At 45.8% G+C, this 16,867-nt stretch carries 17 protein-coding genes; 10 read left to right on the plus strand and 7 right to left on the minus strand.

Going from position 1 to position 16,867, the window contains the following annotated elements; genetic code table 11:
* The first annotated feature begins 13 nt into the window (after positions 1-13).
* The 4 genes from ABEF84_RS13370 to truA all read left to right on the plus strand — a co-directional run bounded on the left by ABEF84_RS13370 (position 14) and on the right by truA (position 4,937).
* The gene (locus ABEF84_RS13370; RefSeq protein WP_081403442.1) at positions 14-1,657 is read left to right on the plus strand and encodes a FimV family protein; all 1,644 of its coding nucleotides are present in this window, start codon (positions 14-16) and stop codon (positions 1,655-1,657) included.
* Between the two features lie 72 nt (positions 1,658-1,729).
* Entirely contained in the window at positions 1,730-3,106 is a 1,377-nt protein-coding gene (locus ABEF84_RS13375; protein ID WP_034582804.1) for a hypothetical protein, read from the plus strand.
* A 46-nt stretch (positions 3,107-3,152) separates the two neighbouring features.
* Complete coding sequence (locus ABEF84_RS13380; protein WP_034582872.1) at positions 3,153-4,121, plus strand: asparaginase domain-containing protein; 969 nt, start codon at positions 3,153-3,155, stop codon at positions 4,119-4,121.
* An 18-nt stretch (positions 4,122-4,139) separates the two neighbouring features.
* The gene (gene truA / locus ABEF84_RS13385; RefSeq protein WP_034582806.1) at positions 4,140-4,937 is read left to right on the plus strand and encodes a tRNA pseudouridine(38-40) synthase TruA; all 798 of its coding nucleotides are present in this window, start codon (positions 4,140-4,142) and stop codon (positions 4,935-4,937) included.
* Between the two features lie 87 nt (positions 4,938-5,024).
* On the opposite strand, the gene ABEF84_RS13390 is transcribed toward truA, so the two are convergent.
* A complete protein-coding gene (locus tag ABEF84_RS13390) occupies positions 5,025-6,032 on the minus strand; it encodes an AraC family transcriptional regulator (RefSeq protein ID WP_347454679.1) in 1,008 nt (335 codons plus the stop codon).
* A 232-nt stretch (positions 6,033-6,264) separates the two neighbouring features.
* Between ABEF84_RS13390 and infA the strand changes: the two genes are divergently transcribed.
* Together infA and ABEF84_RS13400 are read left to right on the plus strand one after the other, a co-directional pair.
* Entirely contained in the window at positions 6,265-6,486 is a 222-nt protein-coding gene (gene infA, locus ABEF84_RS13395) for a translation initiation factor IF-1 (RefSeq protein ID WP_001284370.1), read from the plus strand.
* A gap of 155 nt (positions 6,487-6,641) precedes the next feature.
* Entirely contained in the window at positions 6,642-7,052 is a 411-nt protein-coding gene (locus ABEF84_RS13400; RefSeq protein ID WP_347454678.1) for a hypothetical protein, read from the plus strand.
* A 57-nt stretch (positions 7,053-7,109) separates the two neighbouring features.
* Here the strand turns inward: ABEF84_RS13400 and leuB are convergent, their stop codons facing one another.
* The 4 genes from leuB to leuC form a co-directional block, all read right to left on the minus strand.
* Entirely contained in the window at positions 7,110-8,189 is a 1,080-nt protein-coding gene (gene leuB / locus ABEF84_RS13405) for a 3-isopropylmalate dehydrogenase (protein ID WP_034582814.1), read from the minus strand.
* A gap of 39 nt (positions 8,190-8,228) precedes the next feature.
* The gene (locus ABEF84_RS13410; protein ID WP_347453207.1) at positions 8,229-8,792 is read right to left on the minus strand and encodes a hypothetical protein; all 564 of its coding nucleotides are present in this window, start codon (positions 8,790-8,792) and stop codon (positions 8,229-8,231) included.
* Positions 8,793-8,878: 86 nt separating this feature from the next.
* Positions 8,879-9,529: a 3-isopropylmalate dehydratase small subunit gene (gene leuD / locus ABEF84_RS13415; protein WP_034582817.1), complete on the minus strand. Its 651-nt coding sequence runs from the start codon at positions 9,527-9,529 to the stop codon at positions 8,879-8,881.
* A gap of 21 nt (positions 9,530-9,550) precedes the next feature.
* Positions 9,551-10,984, minus strand: a complete 1,434-nt coding sequence (leuC, locus tag ABEF84_RS13420) for a 3-isopropylmalate dehydratase large subunit (protein ID WP_034582819.1) — start codon at positions 10,982-10,984, stop codon at positions 9,551-9,553.
* Positions 10,985-11,248: 264 nt separating this feature from the next.
* On the opposite strand from leuC, the gene ABEF84_RS13425 reads away from it, so the two are divergent.
* Entirely contained in the window at positions 11,249-11,488 is a 240-nt protein-coding gene (locus tag ABEF84_RS13425) for a DUF2061 domain-containing protein (protein WP_034582821.1), read from the plus strand.
* 238 nt (positions 11,489-11,726) lie between these two features.
* Positions 11,727-12,596: a LysR family transcriptional regulator gene (locus tag ABEF84_RS13430; RefSeq protein WP_034582823.1), complete on the plus strand. Its 870-nt coding sequence runs from the start codon at positions 11,727-11,729 to the stop codon at positions 12,594-12,596.
* 125 nt (positions 12,597-12,721) lie between these two features.
* Here ABEF84_RS13430 and ABEF84_RS13435 read toward each other — a convergent pair whose 3' ends face one another.
* Entirely contained in the window at positions 12,722-12,982 is a 261-nt protein-coding gene (locus tag ABEF84_RS13435) for a DUF2789 family protein (protein WP_034582825.1), read from the minus strand.
* A gap of 162 nt (positions 12,983-13,144) precedes the next feature.
* A complete protein-coding gene (locus ABEF84_RS13440) occupies positions 13,145-13,795 on the minus strand; it encodes an HAD family phosphatase (protein ID WP_034582828.1) in 651 nt (216 codons plus the stop codon).
* A 180-nt stretch (positions 13,796-13,975) separates the two neighbouring features.
* On the opposite strand from ABEF84_RS13440, the gene ABEF84_RS13445 reads away from it, so the two are divergent.
* Positions 13,976-14,458 (plus strand): RNA pyrophosphohydrolase, encoded by a 483-nt coding sequence (locus tag ABEF84_RS13445; protein ID WP_034582832.1) that lies wholly within the window; start codon positions 13,976-13,978, stop codon positions 14,456-14,458.
* A gap of 105 nt (positions 14,459-14,563) precedes the next feature.
* A complete protein-coding gene (gene ptsP / locus ABEF84_RS13450; protein ID WP_347453209.1) occupies positions 14,564-16,858 on the plus strand; it encodes a phosphoenolpyruvate--protein phosphotransferase in 2,295 nt (764 codons plus the stop codon).
* The last annotated feature ends 9 nt before the right edge of the window (positions 16,859-16,867 follow it).

Here is a 16,867-nt window from a genome sequence, read left to right on the forward strand (position 1 = left end):
CCTAATATGAACGATGCCTGAGCCTAGAATTAAGATGACTGTATATAACAAATTTAAAATTACGATTTTAGCGATCATGATTGCACAGCCTGCTTTTGCAATCACGGTTGAGCCCGTTCAGGTTCAATCGGCCCCTGGGGAACTCCTCTATGCGGAAATCAATTTCCGTCAGGCAGACATCAATATACCGATTGAAGTCAGCCTAGCCACACCTGAAGATTTACTGTCGATGGGGACGACCCATCAGCCACCGGGACACCTGAACTTTTTCACCCGTCGTAGCAGTAATGGGACTGGTGTGATTACCATCACCTCCTCCCGACCTATTACCGATCGTGACCTCAATTTTGTAGTTAAGATCAAACAAGGTAATGCTGCACGCTTACAGCATGTTAAAACTTCTCTCAGACCTAAAACTGATCTACTGAAAGCTGCTCTAGGCGCGAATGAGCGTCCATTAACCCCAGTTGTCGTAGTGAATGAAAAAGAAATTGATCTGAATCTACCTGTCAGTACCCAATATCAAGTTTCAAATAATAGCAAGACCGTAGAGAAACCATTGGCTGTGCAACGTCAGTCACCACCGCCACTGTCTCTAAGTTCAATCCCACAAAAAATTACTGCAGCACCCGTCACTGCTGAAAAACCGCTTAACATAAGTCCGCAAAAAGCACCAACAACTGTAGCACCGCTGTCTGTAGCTCAACCTGCCCCGACAGCAGCTTTTGTAGCAGCACCAGTAACTCCAGCACCTCAAGTCTCAGTAGCACCATCTCTACCGGTTAAACCAGCAGATAAAATGATGGCACAAGCTGAGACTGCAGCTACTGCACAAGCTGCCCCGAAAACAGTTACTGAAACACAAGCTCCTACAGCGACGCCAACTAAAGCTGAGATACCGGCACCAACTGCTCAAAGTACTACTACAAAACCAGCAGCAACTCAACTCGCTGTTGCGCCGCAAAGCCAATCTAGTGATCCGCTGGTGAAGAAGTATCAAGAGCAACTGGCAGCGGCCAAGCAAGAGATGCTATCTACAAAACCTGCGCAGGCTGAAACGCCTATGCATCAGGCAAAACCAGCGACTCCACGCCCTGTAGCCAGCCCTTCTACAGCAAAAGCCACTTATGTGGTGCAATCGAATGAGTCACTTTGGAAAATTGCGGCACGCATCGCCCAGCAACAAAATCGTGGCGTTGGCGAAGTGATGCAGCAAATCAAGAAAAATAATGAACATGCCTTTATTGGGGGTGATGCCAACCGTTTGCGTCGAGGTGCAGCATTGAATCTGGATACTACACTAGCACAAAAACAGCCTGTAAAAGTGAATGCAGCAGAACTTGCGCAGGCCCAAGCTAAACCAAAGGGTCCGACTAAATATCGCCTCAATCAAGCCGAAATGAGCCTGATTGCTGAGAACCAGAAAGAATCTACACAGCTTTCTGCTAATCAGAACACAGTTGACCGTAAAACTTCGAAAGAATTGTCATTAAAAGTTATGACAGCTCGGGAAAAAACCGTTAAATTACAGAGAAACGTAACTGAATTAGAATTGGCACTCAATCAAAAGGATCAGAAAATTCAATTATTAAATGCTCGCCTGGCCCAGCTGCAACAACAGCTCAAAGCACATCAGGCAGCGAAAAAAGCCAATTAACTAGTCGTTACAGAAATTGATTTACAGGGATGAGTGGATATATGGAGCACTCTATCTCCAAGGGGTATTAACATGCTGATTTATGTGATTCCATTAATTCTTTTGATCGTCGTTTTGCTGGTGGTCAAAAAACGTCAGGATGCTCAAGGGTCAGATAAACCCAAAGCAACTGCGGCAAAAAGCAAAAAAACTGCAAGTTCAGCACGTACTACTCCGCCGAAAACCCGCGTGGTTGAAGAAGTCGCGCCAAAACCACAGGAAGTGGTTCCACTCTCTGCAGATCTACGCAAGAAAATTGAGCGCCTGATCTCTGAAGCAAATTTCTTTGCGGCAGAAGCACAAATCAACCAGGCGCTTAAAAAAGATAATCGTCAGCATGAACTCTATTTATTGCTCCTTGATATTCATATCCAGCAAAAAGATGAGTTTGCGATTTCCCAGTTGCTCAATCATGTTCGCTCATTGGGCCTAGATGAAATCCTTGCTCAGGCTGAAGCAAAAAAAGAAGCGTTTGAAAAATCGCTTACACTTAAAGATGATGTCATTGATTTCCCGAGTGCTCAACCAAGCTCAACTACTCCTTCTACTGAAGTTCCGCCAGCGAGCAATACTACAGCATTTGAAGAACTATCACCTACTCATACACCAAGCAGTGACTTAAGTTTCGATGAACTTCAGCTAGAAAGCCAAACGCAAAAACCAGTTGTTGAACCAGCCCCAGTTCAAAATGAAATCCAGCCACTGGAATTTAATTTTGAGCCAACGCTGACTTCATCTACCAAGGAAGCAAAAGAAGAACAGCCTGCATCAACAGGTTTAGAGTTTAATTTTTCTGAAACTCCAGCAGCATCAGAGCCTGCTCCTGTTGCAGCACCTGAACCAACAGCTCCAACACTAGACTTTAGCTTTGATCTGGATACAGCAGAAAAAACTGAAGTTGAACCTGCTGCACCGGCAATGGAGTTTAATCTTGATCTGGGAACTACAGAACAGGCTGAACCAGCTCCAGTATCTGAAGCAGTTGAACCACTTGATTTCTCCTTTACTATTGATAGTAATATCGCCACACAAACTCCAGAAGCAGCCTCTGCTGCTCCAGCGTTTGATTTATCAAGTTTAACTACAGCAGAATCAGCAACGACACCGGCTGAAATTGCAACACCAGAATTCAAACTGGATACAGCGCCAGAAAAACCAGCAAGTTCTGCAATCAGCTTTGATATTCCTTCTGCTCCAACTGCTTCAGCCAACCAGGATGATCCGCTGGTTCAATCTTTCCCCGAATTAAGCGAAGTTGATGAGATCGTACTGAATCTTGATCTGGCCCAGCAGTATATTCAATTAGGCGCTTACGATGCTGCCCGTGAAATCCTGGCAGAAAAAGAAGTGGATTACACCCCTCAGCAACGTACCCAAGTCGATCAGTTACTGAATCAAATCGCTTCCTAAGCAAATTCGTTTTACACTAAAGCAGTCACGTTTGGCTGCTTTTTTTATGATGAAAAACATTGCACTGATCTATATGGGCGGAACCTTTGGATGCGTTGGCGATCCACTCGCCCCCATGCCTGCCGAATTATTTTTTTCAAAATTAAAAGAACTTTTACAGCAAGATATTCATCCGGTGGAATGCTTCTGTGCACCAGCAATCAAGGACAGTAGTGCCTGCACAGCACAAGACTGGCTAGCTTTAATTCAGCAGATTCAGCAACTACAAACGAAGGGTTACCAGCGCTTTGTCATTATCCATGGCACAGATACTATGAGTTATGCCAGTGCAGTACTGGCACATTTTCTGGGACAGTCTGCCCATGTGGTACTGACAGGTAGCCAATATCCTCTATTAAATGCTACTGGCAACAAACCACGGGAATTTAGTGATGCTTTAGAAAACCTGTGCTTTGCCCTAGATTCAGCACTTCAGGTCGAAAAAGGTGTTTATCTGGCCTTTAACCTGGAACTGGTACATGGCAGAACGGCCTTAAAACAACATACCACTGAGCTAAAAGCTTTTGCTGGTGTAGATGCCTCTGTGAAAATACCACCTCAACCTGAAGCATATACTGTACAGGCACAGGATTTAACTAAAGCTGCACAATTTAACTGTATCAGCCTCATGATGCAGCCGATTGAGCTGGAGCAACAATGGTATAACCTCAAACAATTATTAGCAGCACCACCGCATTTTCTGATTCTGCAAGGCTTCGGCACAGGCAACCTTGCTGTAAATCCGGAAATCGTCCAACTTTTTGATCAGTTTTATGCAGTGGGTTGTGCACTGGTGCTGACGACTCAGGTACCTTTTGGGGCTACAGATCAGCGTTATGCCATTGCCGACTGGGTACAAAACTCCAAGATTTTGCTCAATGATGGCTATGGTCATGCCGATCTTTATGCAAAAGCACTAAAAATGTATTTACAATACGACAGCATAGAACAATGGCACCGTCATTGGTACGATTAGTTGAATCTTGAGGTTAGTATGCAGCGTTTTGCGGTCGGTATTGAGTTTAGTGGAGCACACTACAGAGGTTGGCAAACCCAGCAGCCCGGCGTCGCAAGCGTACAGGAAACCATTGAGAAAGTACTGTCTAAAGTTGCCAATGAGCCGATCATCCTGCATGGTGCCGGTCGTACCGATGCCGGTGTCCATGCCACCAATATGGTCGCGCATTTCGATACCGAAGCAATCCGTTCCGAATATGGCTGGCTGCGTGGTTGCAATAGCCAGTTGCCCAAAGACATTTCTATCCAATGGATTCAGGAAATGGACATGGATTTCCATGCTCGCTTCAAAGCTAATGCTCGCCGCTATCGCTATGTGGTATATAACCATCCCGTCCGTTCTGCCCTGCTGCATAAGCAGGTGACGCATATCTACTATGAGCTAGATGTCGACAAGATGATTCAGGCAGCGAGCAAGTTTGAGGGCACCCATAACTTTGAAAGCTTCCGTGCCGCAGCCTGTCAGTCCAATCAGCCAGTGCGTCATGTACACCATTGTCGCCTGATCCGTCATGGCAATTATCTGGTTCTGGATATTCAGGCCGATGGCTTCCTGCATCACATGGTACGTAACATCATGGGCTGTCTGCTGGAGATTGGTCAGGGCATGTATGAGATTGACCATATTGACGAGATTTTTGCTGCAGAAGACCGTAAAGCAGCAGGAATCACCGCCCCACCCGATGGCCTGTATTTCATTCAGGCGCATTATCCTAAGCAGTTTAAATTGCCAAAAGTACCCTTAGGACCGCACTGGTTAAATATGCCGGAATAAATTCATTCCCTTTTTTATTCACCTCCCCTAGACCCTCCTGCAAGGAGGGGAACTTCCTCCTTTTTTCAAAGGAAGGTTAGGAGGGATTCAGCGCTGCTTCCGCTTTCTATACTCCACTGGCGTTTCATTGGTCCAGCGTTTAAAAGCACGATAGAAGGTACTTGGTTCAGAGAAACCGGTCAGATAGACAATCCGTTCCACACTCTCATTGGTTCCTGCTAATAAGCGTTTTGCCAGACGGCAGCGATAGTCTGAAAGAATCTGCTGGAAGCTGGTATTGGCTTCACTGAGCTGAGTACGCAGACGGCGTGGTGTGATATTCAGCTGTGCTGCCACCGTTTCCAATGTAGTTTCACCACTTTCCAGGGTTGAACCAATCGCACGGCGTACTTCGCCAACCAGGTCATAACGTGCCAGCTCTTGCAGTTTTTCTATAGCCAGTTGTTCATGCAATTGCAACAATTCAGGCTCCGCCTGCCACAATGGATAATCCAAAATGCTTGGGTCGAAATACAGACGGGTTTCTTTTTGTCCTAAACTGACTGGACAGCCATAGACTCGGAAGTATTCATCATCGGCCGCACCTTTAGAGAAGTTGAAATCGATATAGATCGGTTCAAAACGGCCTTCAGTAATGAATTTAAAGAAGCGTAATACTCCTGACATTGCACACTCGGTAAAGTGACGATTGACAATATTCTCTGCATACGGCTGCTCACCATTGGTGAGATAACAGCGGTCATCTTCAATGACCAGCTGAGCATGGAAGGCATCACTGATCAGGCGCTGATAAGCCAAGGCACGCTTTAACCCCTCACCGAAATTTTCCGATGAAATGAACAGATGTTCAATCACCTGACCACGATATAGTGGCAAGTGTTCGCCTAAGTGTAGCCCGATATCCGGGTCCTTACTGACTTCTTCTGCCGCGACCCAGAACGCATACTGCGCACTTAACGGGGTACGGTCATTGGCTTCGACCTGGTTTAAGGCGACTCCTGCTTTAGCAAGCAATTCCTCGGTTGGTAAACCTGCACGACGTATCGCCTGGTAACCTAAACGCAGTACAACCGATGCATCTGTTAGCTGACCCACTCAAAAACCTTCCTTGTATGTGCTTCATTTATACTCAAAAAGACATTTTTTAGATTAACTGCGATTGACCAAACTGACAACATGCTTAGGCACTTTTTTCATGAAAATATTTGTACTGATGCTTCGCATTTTTTCTGTGTATCTGGTCAGTCTGACGCCTTATATAGCTTGTGTTTTAGAAAAAAATTGACTATAATTTGCGCCTTTCTTAATTTATTCTTTTAGGTAGGCTATGGCCAATAAAGAGGAACTCATCGAGTTCGAAGGCGTTGTCACCGAGACGCTTCCTAACACTATGTTCCGTGTACGTTTAGAAAACGGTCACGAAGTGATTGCACACATCTCAGGTAAAATGCGTAAACACTATATCCGCATTTTGACTGGCGACAGTGTTAAAGTGGAAATGACTCCTTATGATTTGACTAAGGGTCGTATCACTTACCGTGCACGCTAAGTTTTAGCGCAAGCAAAAAAGCCACCCAGTCGGTGGCTTTTTTTGTCTCTATTTGGTTTATACAGCAATGCTGTAACCATATGTCAAATTACAACAATAAGAACATATTTCTGCCTCTACAATAAAAGCATGGCGTTCTTTGTAGGAGTCAGAATATGTGGTCTGCATTTCGCCTCAACACGCTTTTCCTGCCAGGCATGCTTCTTCTGCTGACTGCCTGCGCAACTACTCCCACCCTTTCTCAAGCCGAACGTGAGGCTTATTTAAAGCAGTTTATTGGACAATCCAGTGAAACCATTTATGCCAATCTGGATTTAAGCAAACTGGGCTATCAGCAGGTCTATGAACCTGAACTTTTTGCCCAGCAACTGGTTTATATTGTACAACGTCCTGTAACTATACCCCTGTCTGTAGCACAGCACCCAGTGGCAGGTACCGGAACTGTCCCAATTCCAGTCACGCATAGCCCATCACAAGGTTATGATGTGAATTTGCAATGCAAGATCGTATTTGAACTGAAAGACAATATTGCTCAGTCGGTCAGCTCGACTGGACGAACCTGCTAATCAATTACAGGCATAAAAAAACGCAGCCTTGACTGCGTTTTTTGTTGATCTAGAGAATTAGCCCAATGCAGCAACCACTGCCTGGCCCATTTCCACTGTACCTACTTTGTTCATGCCTTCAGACATGATGTCCGCAGTACGCAGACCTTGATCCAGTACATTACCGACTGCATCTTCAATCGCTTTCGCAGCAGCTTCTTCACGGAAAGTGTAACGCAGCATCATGGCAACAGACAGAATTGTTGCCAGTGGGTTTGCCAGGTTTTGACCTGCGATATCTGGTGCAGAACCATGACATGGCTCGTACATACCTTTACCATTTTCATCCAGAGATGCAGATGGCAGCATACCGATAGAACCGGTTAGCATTGCGGCTTCGTCAGACAGGATGTCACCGAACAGGTTAGAAGTCACGATCACGTCAAACTGTTTAGGCGCACGTACCAGTTGCATGGCCGCATTGTCGACATACATGTGAGACAGGTTGATGTCTGGGTATTGCGCTTCTTTCAGTGCAGTCACGGTTTGTTTCCAAAGTTCAGTGACTTCAAGTACGTTGGCCTTGTCTACTGAACATACTTTGCCACCACGCAGGCCAGCAAGTTCGAATGCGACTTTGGCAATACGTTTGATTTCAGATTCTGAGTAAACGTCAGTGTTGAAACCTTGTTTTTCACCATTTTCCAGTTCACGGATACCGCGTGGTTGACCGAAATAGATACCGCCAGTCAATTCACGAACGATCAGGATATCCAGACCAGAAACGATTTCTGGTTTTAGGCTAGATGCATCCGCAAGTTGTGGATACAGGATGGCTGGACGCAAATTAGCGAAAAGGTTCAGTTCACTACGCAGTTTGAGCAGACCGCGTTCTGGACGGATCGAGCGTTCAATGGTATCCCATTTAGGACCACCCACTGCACCGAGCAGAATCGCATCGGCTTTTTTCGCCTGTTCAGAAGTTACATCTGGATAAGGTGAACCGTGTGCATCAATTGCAGCACCACCTAACAGACCGTGTTCCCAGCTTAGATCTAAATTAAATTTTTCATTTACGCGAGTCAGCACTTGCTCTGCTGCTTTCACAATTTCAGGACCAATGCCGTCACCAGCTAAAATCAAAATTTGTTTAGACATGAGATTTTCCATTTATAGGGTCAGCATTCACTGACTGGGTTAAATTTTTTGTTCTACAAACTCAGCAATGCCGGTTTCAACATTGTAAGGTCTGCAGAAACGTCGAATTGTTTTGGTGTCCTGCATCAGGTCTACGCAAAGCGGGTCAGGTGCAGAAGCCTGCAATAAACTGGTATTGCGGGTGGAGCGCTGACGATACATCTTGAAGGTGTATTTATGCTGCGCCTTAAATTCCTGGAATACATGCAGGACTTCCGCTTTTTCCGGGCTAATCGGATAAAAACGTACCACCAGTTCATGTTGACCCGGCGGTACCGACAAATAGATCGGATTAGGATCAGCCAAACTTTCACTTTGCAAGCGTACCAGCTTCAGGCGCATGGCATGGCTATCTATACGTCGGTTTGCTGCATCCATAATCGCAACATCATCAAGACGCTCGAAGTTGCAATCCTGTGTGCCAGAGCAATAGATCAGCGCATCTGATCCTGTTGCAGCTGATTCTGTCAGCCTTTTTAGCTGCATCGTATCAATGGTCTGACACGCGGTCATCAACATCGATACAGCACTTAATGCAAATAACTGTTTCCAATAGCTGGCCATGCTGAATGTCTAACCCAATCGAAATATCCATAATTTCACGATATTAGCAAGGGTTAGACTTTCTCGCTATGACATTTTAACTGGATTTAGCCGCGAATTTCTGCGAACACCCAAGGACGAACCGCTTTGGTTTTTTCTTCATAGGCACGAATTGCATCCGCATCCTGCAAAGTCAAACCAATATCATCCAGACCATTTAACAAGCAGTGCTTACGGAATGGATCCACTTCAAACTTGAAGCTTTCGCCAGACGGCGTACGCACTTCCTGTGCTTCAAGGTCAATCGTTAACTGATAACCTTCAGTTGCCGCACATTCCTTGAATAACTGGTCGACGATTTCTTCAGACAAGATCACTGGCAACATGCCGTTTTTGAAACTATTATTGAAGAAAATGTCTGCATAGCTTGGTGCAATCACAGTACGGAAACCGTATTCATTCAATGCCCATGGCGCGTGTTCACGGCTTGAACCACAACCGAAGTTCGCGCGTGACAACAATACTGTCGCGCCTTGGTAACGTGGCTGGTTCAAGACGAAATCCGGATTGATCGGACGTTTCGAGTTGTCCTGACCAGGATAGCCTTCGTCCAGGTAACGCAATTCATCAAACAGGTTCTCACCGAAACCGGTACGTTTGATCGATTTCAGGAACTGTTTTGGAATGATTAAGTCGGTATCCACATTGGCACGGTCTAATGGTGCAACGATACCCTGTTCAACGGTATAAGCTTTCATGTCTTTGCTCCTATTAGCCGATTAGAATGAACGTACGTCAACGAAGTGACCGGCTATCGCTGCTGCCGCTGCCATTGCTGGGCTGACCAAGTGAGTACGACCGCCATTACCCTGACGACCTTCGAAGTTGCGGTTCGAAGTTGAAGCACAGTGTTCACCTGGCTGCAATTTGTCAGCATTCATTGCCAAGCACATAGAGCAACCTGGTTCGCGCCATTCAAAGCCCGCTTCGATCAGGATCTTGTCCAGACCTTCTGCTTCTGCTTGCGCTTTGACCAAACCAGAGCCTGGAACCACCATCGCCTGTTTGATACTTGGAGCCACTTTTTTGCCTTTGGCAACTTCAGCTGCGGCACGAATATCTTCAATACGTGAGTTGGTACAGGAACCGATAAATACGCGGTCTAACTTGATGTCCGCCAAAGATTGTCCCGCTTCTAAGCCCATGTACTGATAAGCACGAGTCCAGTCTTTACGCTGTACGTCATCTTTCGCCTGTTCCAAAGTAGGAACTGCTTGAGATACCGGAATCACCATCTCTGGAGAAGTACCCCAAGACACTTGTGGCTCGATCTCTTCGCCTTGCAATACCACAACGGTATCAAAGTGCGCACCTTCGTCAGAATGCAAAGTATTCCAATACGCGACTGCCTGATCCCATTGCTCACCTTTCGGTGCATATGGACGGCCTTTCACGTATTCAATCGTTTTTTCATCAACAGCCACCATACCGACACGAGCACCAGCTTCAATCGCCATATTACACACCGTCATACGGCCTTCGATGGACATATCACGAAACACCTGGCCGCCAAATTCAATCGCGTGACCTGTACCGCCTGCAGTACCGATTTTACCGATGATTGCCAATACTACGTCTTTCGGAGTGACACCTTTGCCTAACTTGCCATCGACGCGAACCAGCATGTTTTTCATTTTCTTCTGAACCAAACACTGTGTCGCTAACACGTGTTCTACTTCAGAAGTACCAATCCCGTGTGCCAAACAGCCAAATGCACCGTGAGTTGCGGTATGTGAGTCACCACATACCACAGTCATACCTGGCAAAGTCAAACCTTGCTCTGGGCCAACCACGTGCGCAATACCTTGACGTACGTCATTGATGTCAAACTGCACCACATCAAAGGTTTTACAGTTGTCATCCAAAGTTTGTACCTGGATACGTGAAGTATCATCTTCGATACCGGCAACGCCCTGTTCACGCTCTTTTTTAGAGGTTGGAACGTTATGGTCTGGGGTTGCCACGTTTGCGCTTAAACGCCATGGTTTACGGCCAGCCAGTTGCAAACCTTCAAATGCCTGTGGAGAGGTAACTTCATGTAATAAATGACGGTCGATATACAACAATGATGAACCATCATCACGTTGTTTCACTAAATGGTCATCCCATAACTTATCGTATAATGTTTTTGGTGTTTGGGTCTCGCCTGCCATGTCGATGTACTCCACTGGACTGGGTAAATTCTATCTCTCATTTGATTATATCGCTGCGTTCACATAAATCTAATTTATCATTTTTATTAGTTAATAAACTTTTTGGAATTCCTTAAACCATAGTTTAAACAGGCAGATATTGCTTTTTATTTAATCTAATTTTTCGATCATTTTTTTCAAAATATTCGCTTTTACAAATTAAATGAGAATTATTATTATTTCCTCATACAACAAACGTCATTAATTTTTTAGAGGAATATTGATATGGCACATGTTCAGAAATTCGTTGTTGATAACCAGCGCATGTTCAAGAAAACCTTGAGCTACTACATTATGCACATTAGCGTTGCCATGATTGTGGGCTATTTGGTGACTAGAAGCCTTGCAATGGCAGCAGCATTAAGCCTGCTTGAACCCACTGTACAGGCTGTGGCTTTCTTCTTCCACGAAAAAATCTGGGAAGGCAAAGCTGAACAGGACAATAACGAGGAAATCACCGCTTAAATTCTTTTCTGTCGATATTCCTCGTTTGGCCACCGTACCCCGGTGGCTTTTTTATTGATAAATATCCAACCCTTATCGCTTCCTATTTATTCATACTATTTTTATTTTTTAACCAATTATCTCACTTCGCCATATGAATGTCGGATTTTACAGCAATAGATACAACTTTCCCTTTGATTTATTCTTAAAATATTACAACAATAGATATACGCATAAAAATTCTTTATAGGTGATTAAGATGAATCTCGCAGCCTTTGAAGCCTTTGTAAAAGTCATGGAAACAGGATCAATTTCTCTGGCGGCAGATCAGCTTTTTATTACCCAGCCAGCAGTGACCAAGCGCATCCATAGTCTTGAAGAATATTTCGGGGTCAAGCTGTTTGAATCCGCAGGCCGTGGTGTGCAGGCGACTCATGCAGCCCATTCACTGTTGCCTAAAGTAAAAAACTGGCTGAATGAACTGGGCGATATCCACCACACCTTGAGTCATGAACAGGGCCAGATTCAGGGCAAACTGAAAATTGGTACCAGTCACCATATTGGCTTGCATCATCTTCCTTCTTATTTACGTCAGTACGTGCAGCAATATCCGGATGTCACTTTAGATGTACACTTTGTGGATTCCGAACAGGCGCATGAACAGGTGATTGCTGGCGATCTGGAACTTGCTTTCTTAACCCTTCCACCGCATGGCGATGAACGCCTGAATTATGTCACCATCTGGAATGATCCGCTGGTGTTTGTGGTTGCGCCCTTCCATCCGCTGGCGCAGCAAAAAAATTTAAAACTCGAAGATCTGGTGAATTATCCAAGCTTGTTACCATCGGCGCAGACTTATACCACCCAGATCACTATGGCCGAATTTGAGAAACAGGGCATCAAGCCAAAAACCACCATGAGCAACAATCCGCTGGAATCTATTCGTATGCTGGTATCGATTGGCTTGGGCTGGTCAGTACTGCCAAAAACACTAGTCAATCACGACTTGCAGGAACTGGACCTGCATCTGGAAATGAACCGTCAGCTCGGCATGGTGTGGCATCCAGGCCGTACGCAATCTAAAGCGGCACAGGCACTGGTTGAATTGATGCAACAACCTAAATTCTAAGTCATTCATATATCCACCCTAGATCCTGTAAATGACCTAGCCAGGAATATGTTGAACAGCCATGTTCAAGCGATAAAAAAAGCCAGTCATCTGACTGGCTTTTTTTATCATGTGCAGAGGTCTAATTAAAGAGAAGCTTGCGCATCTCGGGTTGCATCCTCATGCAGGGATTCATTCAGCTGATCTACCACGATGGCCCATTCGCCATCTGACGCTATTTTTTCCGCAAGGAACTGACGCTGTGCATCACTCCAGTACGGCGCATCCATCAAGTTAAAGTCCTTATGCAGCTGATGCTCTTCAATAAATTTGGCAATACCCTGTTCGCTGGCATCTAAACCCAACTGTTCGAACAAATGCGTCATACGTGGTCTTACTTTATTCATTTCAACTACCTCTGAGTTTCCCTTATTCTCATATTATTCAGATTGAGCTTAGCACGAAGCGCTGCAAGATTCTGTGACAATACTTTACTTTGCCAATTGATCCAGCGCACATAAAAAAGCACAACCGGAGTTGTGCTTCACAATTTTAGCCAGCCTGATCGATTAAATCGACCAGTCCTGAATTTCCCAACCCTGCTCTTTGGCCAACGCTTCCAGTCGATCGTCTGGATTGACCGCAATAGCATGATCAGCATATTCCAGCAGAAAGCGGTCATTGATCGAATCTGAATAGGCCCAGGATTCAGTCACGTTACGGCCTTCCAGCCATTGTTCCAGACGCTCCAGTTTGCCTTTCTGATAGCAGGCGGTGTTAATCACCTTACCGGTATATTTACCATCCACGATCTCGGCATTGGTGGCAATAATTTCAGTAATGCCAAACTCACGGAAAATCGGCGCCGTAATAAAGTCTGAAGTTGCGGTGATCCCCACCAGTTCATGTCCAGCTTCACGATGACGTTCAATCGCCTTGAAACCTTCCGGACGCATTTGTGGACGTATGACTTTTTTCATGAACAGTTGATGAAGTTTAGTCAAATAATCATTGTCATGTTTAGTTAAAAATTCAAACACAAATTCATTATAAGCATACGGGTCCAGTTGGCCCTTTTTATAGTCTTCATAAAACTTGTCGTTCATGGCGCGGTGATGAACCGGGTCAACCAGGCCTTCATTGACCAAAAATTCCCCCCAGGAATGATCCGAATCGGTGTTTAACAGGGTGTGATCGAGATCAAATAGCGCCAATTTCATGAAAATACTCGTAAAAACTGAAATTTAAGAAAAAAATTGTAAATCTATCTCCGCTAGTCGATAGAAATTCGTTAAGATCATATCAATTTTAACATTTTTAAACTTTGCTTTTTTCGAGTTGGATAAAGAAATAAAAATCCCCGATAGCAAAGGCATAAATACACAAGATTTAGGTGCCAAATGATCGACTCCGAAGGTTTCCGACCGAATGTCGGGATCATCTTGGCAAACGATGCTGGACAAGTTTTATGGGCAAAGCGCATTGGTCACAATGCATGGCAATTTCCACAAGGAGGTATCCAACATGGCGAAACCCCTGAGCAGGCGCTCTACCGTGAGCTAAGGGAAGAAGTCGGCTTATTGCCCGAACACGTCCAGATTGTAGCGCAAACCAAAGGCTGGCTGCGTTATCGTTTGCCGCACCGGTACATCCGTACGGAATCCAATCCCGTATGTATCGGTCAAAAACAGAAGTGGTTTTTACTCAAATTGACGGCGTCAGCGCATCATATTCAGTTAAATCTGTCTGATCCGCCCGAGTTTGACCAATGGCAGTGGGTAAGTTACTGGTATCCGCTCGGTCAGGTCGTGAATTTTAAACGCGATGTGTACCGCAAAGCCATGGTGGAACTGTGCCAGCAGTTACCTCAGGAAGAAAGTTAAAAGAAGTGCCTAAAAATCTGAAGATTAATGCAGATTTTTTGGGCAGTTATTGTTATAAATAAAGCAGATACCGGAACTTATACCTACAAATAAGGAGCAGCGCGAATGTCGAATATGCAACTGGAAACCTTAAGACGCATTGTGCAGGAAATCAATGCGTCTACCAGTTTGCACGAATCGCTCGACATCATGGTCAACCAGGTGGCTGAAGCGATGCATGTCGATGTCTGCTCCATTTATCTGCTGGATGAACGCAACCAGCGTTATCTGCTGATGGCATCTAAAGGTCTGAAACCGGAAGCAGTGGGCCATGTTTCACTACAAACCGGTGAAGGTCTAGTGGGTCTGGTCGGTCAGCGTGAAGAAATCGTTAACCTCGACAATGCGCCGAAGCATGAACGCTTTATATACCTGCCGGAAACCGGTGAGGAAATTTATAACTCCTTCCTTGGCGTGCCAGTAATGTACCGCCGTAAGGTGATGGGCGTGCTGGTAGTTCAGAACAAGGAATCTCAAGATTTCTCTGAAGCAGCAGAATCTTTCCTAGTGACACTGTGCGCGCAGTTGTCTGGCGTAATTGCTCATGCCCATGCGGTGGGAAATATTGACGTCTTCCGTAAGCCAAGCAATTTACCTGCTTACAAGACCTTCCAGGGCGTTTCTGGTTCTGGCGGAATTGCCATTGGCCGTGCCGTGATTCTCTATCCGCCAGCAGATCTGTCTGCCGTGCCAGACCGTGAAGCAGATGACATCAGTGAAGAGCTGGCCTTGCTCGACAATGCCCTCACTGCAGTCCGCGAGGAAATCCAGTCCTTAGATGACAAGATGCAAGATGCCTTGATGGCTGAGGAACGTGCCCTGTTTAGCGTGTTCTTGCGTATGCTGGATGAAAATGCCCTGCCCGCTGAAATCAAGGAACTAATCCGTGAAGGTCACTGGGCCCAAGGTGCAGTCCGCATTGTCATCGAAAACCATGTGGCCCAGTTCGCGCAGATGGAAGATGAATACCTGCGTGAACGGGTATCCGATCTGAAAGACCTCGGCCGGCGTATTCTGGCCAAGTTACAGGAAGCTGATGAAAGTCATCGTGAGCTGACCGATGAAAGCATCCTGATTGGTGAGGAAATCTCAACTGCAGCATTGGTGGAATTGCCGGTCGACAAAATTGCAGCAATTGTCACCACCGAAGGTGCCATGAACTCGCATATGGTGATTGTGGCACGCGCACTCGGTATTCCAACCGTAGTCGGTGTCACTGAACTACCAATTAACACTCTTGATGACGTCGAAATGATTGTCGATGCACATCAGGGCCGTGTGTTTATCAATCCGCCACGGCGTTTGCGTACCCGCTATAAAGAGATTCAGAAAGAAGAAGAACAGATCGCCAAAGACCTGCGCCAATACGAAACCAAAGATGCGATTACCCCGGATGGTGTTGCTGTTCGCCTGTTCGTGAATACCGGTCTGATGATTGATGTGGTACGTGGTGTGCAGCGTGGTGCCAAAGGTGTCGGCCTGTACCGTTCTGAAATTCCATTTATGTTGCGTGACCGCTTCCCCGGCGAGGAAGAACAGCGTTCGATTTACCGTCAACAGCTGAGCCACTTTGCCAACAAGCCAGTGGTGATGCGTACCTTGGATATCGGTGCGGACAAAGATCTGCCATATTTCTCAATCGAAGAAGAAAACTCGGCACTCGGCTGGCGTGGTATCCGTTTTACATTGGATCATCCTGAAATTTTCTCTTCACAGATTCGCGCCATGCTTAAAGCCAGTATTGGCCTGAATAACCTGCATATTCTACTGCCAATGGTGACCAGTGTCAGTGAGGTTGAGGAAGCACTGTATTTACTGGAACGTGACTGGATCGCGGTGCAGGAAGAAGAACAGGTCAAGATCACCAAGCCAAAAATCGGCATCATGGTGGAAGTGCCAAGTGTGCTGCATCAGATTGATGAATTTTCGGAATTTGTCGATTTCTTCTCGGTCGGTTCCAATGACTTGACCCAGTATTTACTGGCCGTGGATCGGAATAATCCGCGTGTCGCCAACGTCTATTCGCATCTGCATCCGGCAGTCTTGCGTGCCTTGACTCGTCTGGTCGCAGACTGTCATCGCAATGAAAAGCCGGTCAGCATCTGTGGGGAAATGGCGGGAGATCCGCTGTCAGCTGTGCTGTTGATGGCGATGGGCTTTAATACCCTGTCAATGAGCTCAAGTAATATTCTGCGGGTACGTAAAACGATTTGTCATGTGCCGATGACCGATGCACAGGACTTATTGGAACATGTACTGAAGCTGGATAATCCGCTGATGGTGAAAAGTTGGCTGGAACATTATTTCCGCAAGCATGGACTGGCGGATATGGTCAAAGGTGCGTCACGTCTGGTGACTTAAAAGCTGAAA

The sequence above is a fragment of the Acinetobacter sp. ANC 7912 genome (assembly GCF_039862785.1).
Taxonomy (GTDB): domain Bacteria; phylum Pseudomonadota; class Gammaproteobacteria; order Pseudomonadales; family Moraxellaceae; genus Acinetobacter; species Acinetobacter thermotolerans.

Coding starts and splice junctions, on each gene's coding strand:
- ABEF84_RS13430 (WP_034582823.1), top strand. CDS start 11,727: ATGAATCTCGCAGCCTTTGAAGCCTTTGTAAAAGTCATGGAAACAGGA.
- leuC (WP_034582819.1), bottom strand. CDS start 10,984: ATGGCAGGCGAGACCCAAACACCAAAAACATTATACGATAAGTTATGG.
- ABEF84_RS13445 (WP_034582832.1), top strand. CDS start 13,976: ATGATCGACTCCGAAGGTTTCCGACCGAATGTCGGGATCATCTTGGCA.
- ABEF84_RS13370 (WP_081403442.1), top strand. CDS start 14: ATGCCTGAGCCTAGAATTAAGATGACTGTATATAACAAATTTAAAATT.
- ABEF84_RS13410 (WP_347453207.1), bottom strand. CDS start 8,792: ATGGCCAGCTATTGGAAACAGTTATTTGCATTAAGTGCTGTATCGATG.
- ABEF84_RS13380 (WP_034582872.1), top strand. CDS start 3,153: ATGATGAAAAACATTGCACTGATCTATATGGGCGGAACCTTTGGATGC.
- ABEF84_RS13435 (WP_034582825.1), bottom strand. CDS start 12,982: ATGAATAAAGTAAGACCACGTATGACGCATTTGTTCGAACAGTTGGGT.
- infA (WP_001284370.1), top strand. CDS start 6,265: ATGGCCAATAAAGAGGAACTCATCGAGTTCGAAGGCGTTGTCACCGAG.
- ABEF84_RS13425 (WP_034582821.1), top strand. CDS start 11,249: ATGGCACATGTTCAGAAATTCGTTGTTGATAACCAGCGCATGTTCAAG.
- ABEF84_RS13375 (WP_034582804.1), top strand. CDS start 1,730: ATGCTGATTTATGTGATTCCATTAATTCTTTTGATCGTCGTTTTGCTG.
- leuB (WP_034582814.1), bottom strand. CDS start 8,189: ATGTCTAAACAAATTTTGATTTTAGCTGGTGACGGCATTGGTCCTGAA.
- truA (WP_034582806.1), top strand. CDS start 4,140: ATGCAGCGTTTTGCGGTCGGTATTGAGTTTAGTGGAGCACACTACAGA.
- ABEF84_RS13440 (WP_034582828.1), bottom strand. CDS start 13,795: ATGAAATTGGCGCTATTTGATCTCGATCACACCCTGTTAAACACCGAT.
- leuD (WP_034582817.1), bottom strand. CDS start 9,529: ATGAAAGCTTATACCGTTGAACAGGGTATCGTTGCACCATTAGACCGT.
- ptsP (WP_347453209.1), top strand. CDS start 14,564: ATGTCGAATATGCAACTGGAAACCTTAAGACGCATTGTGCAGGAAATC.
- ABEF84_RS13400 (WP_347454678.1), top strand. CDS start 6,642: ATGTGGTCTGCATTTCGCCTCAACACGCTTTTCCTGCCAGGCATGCTT.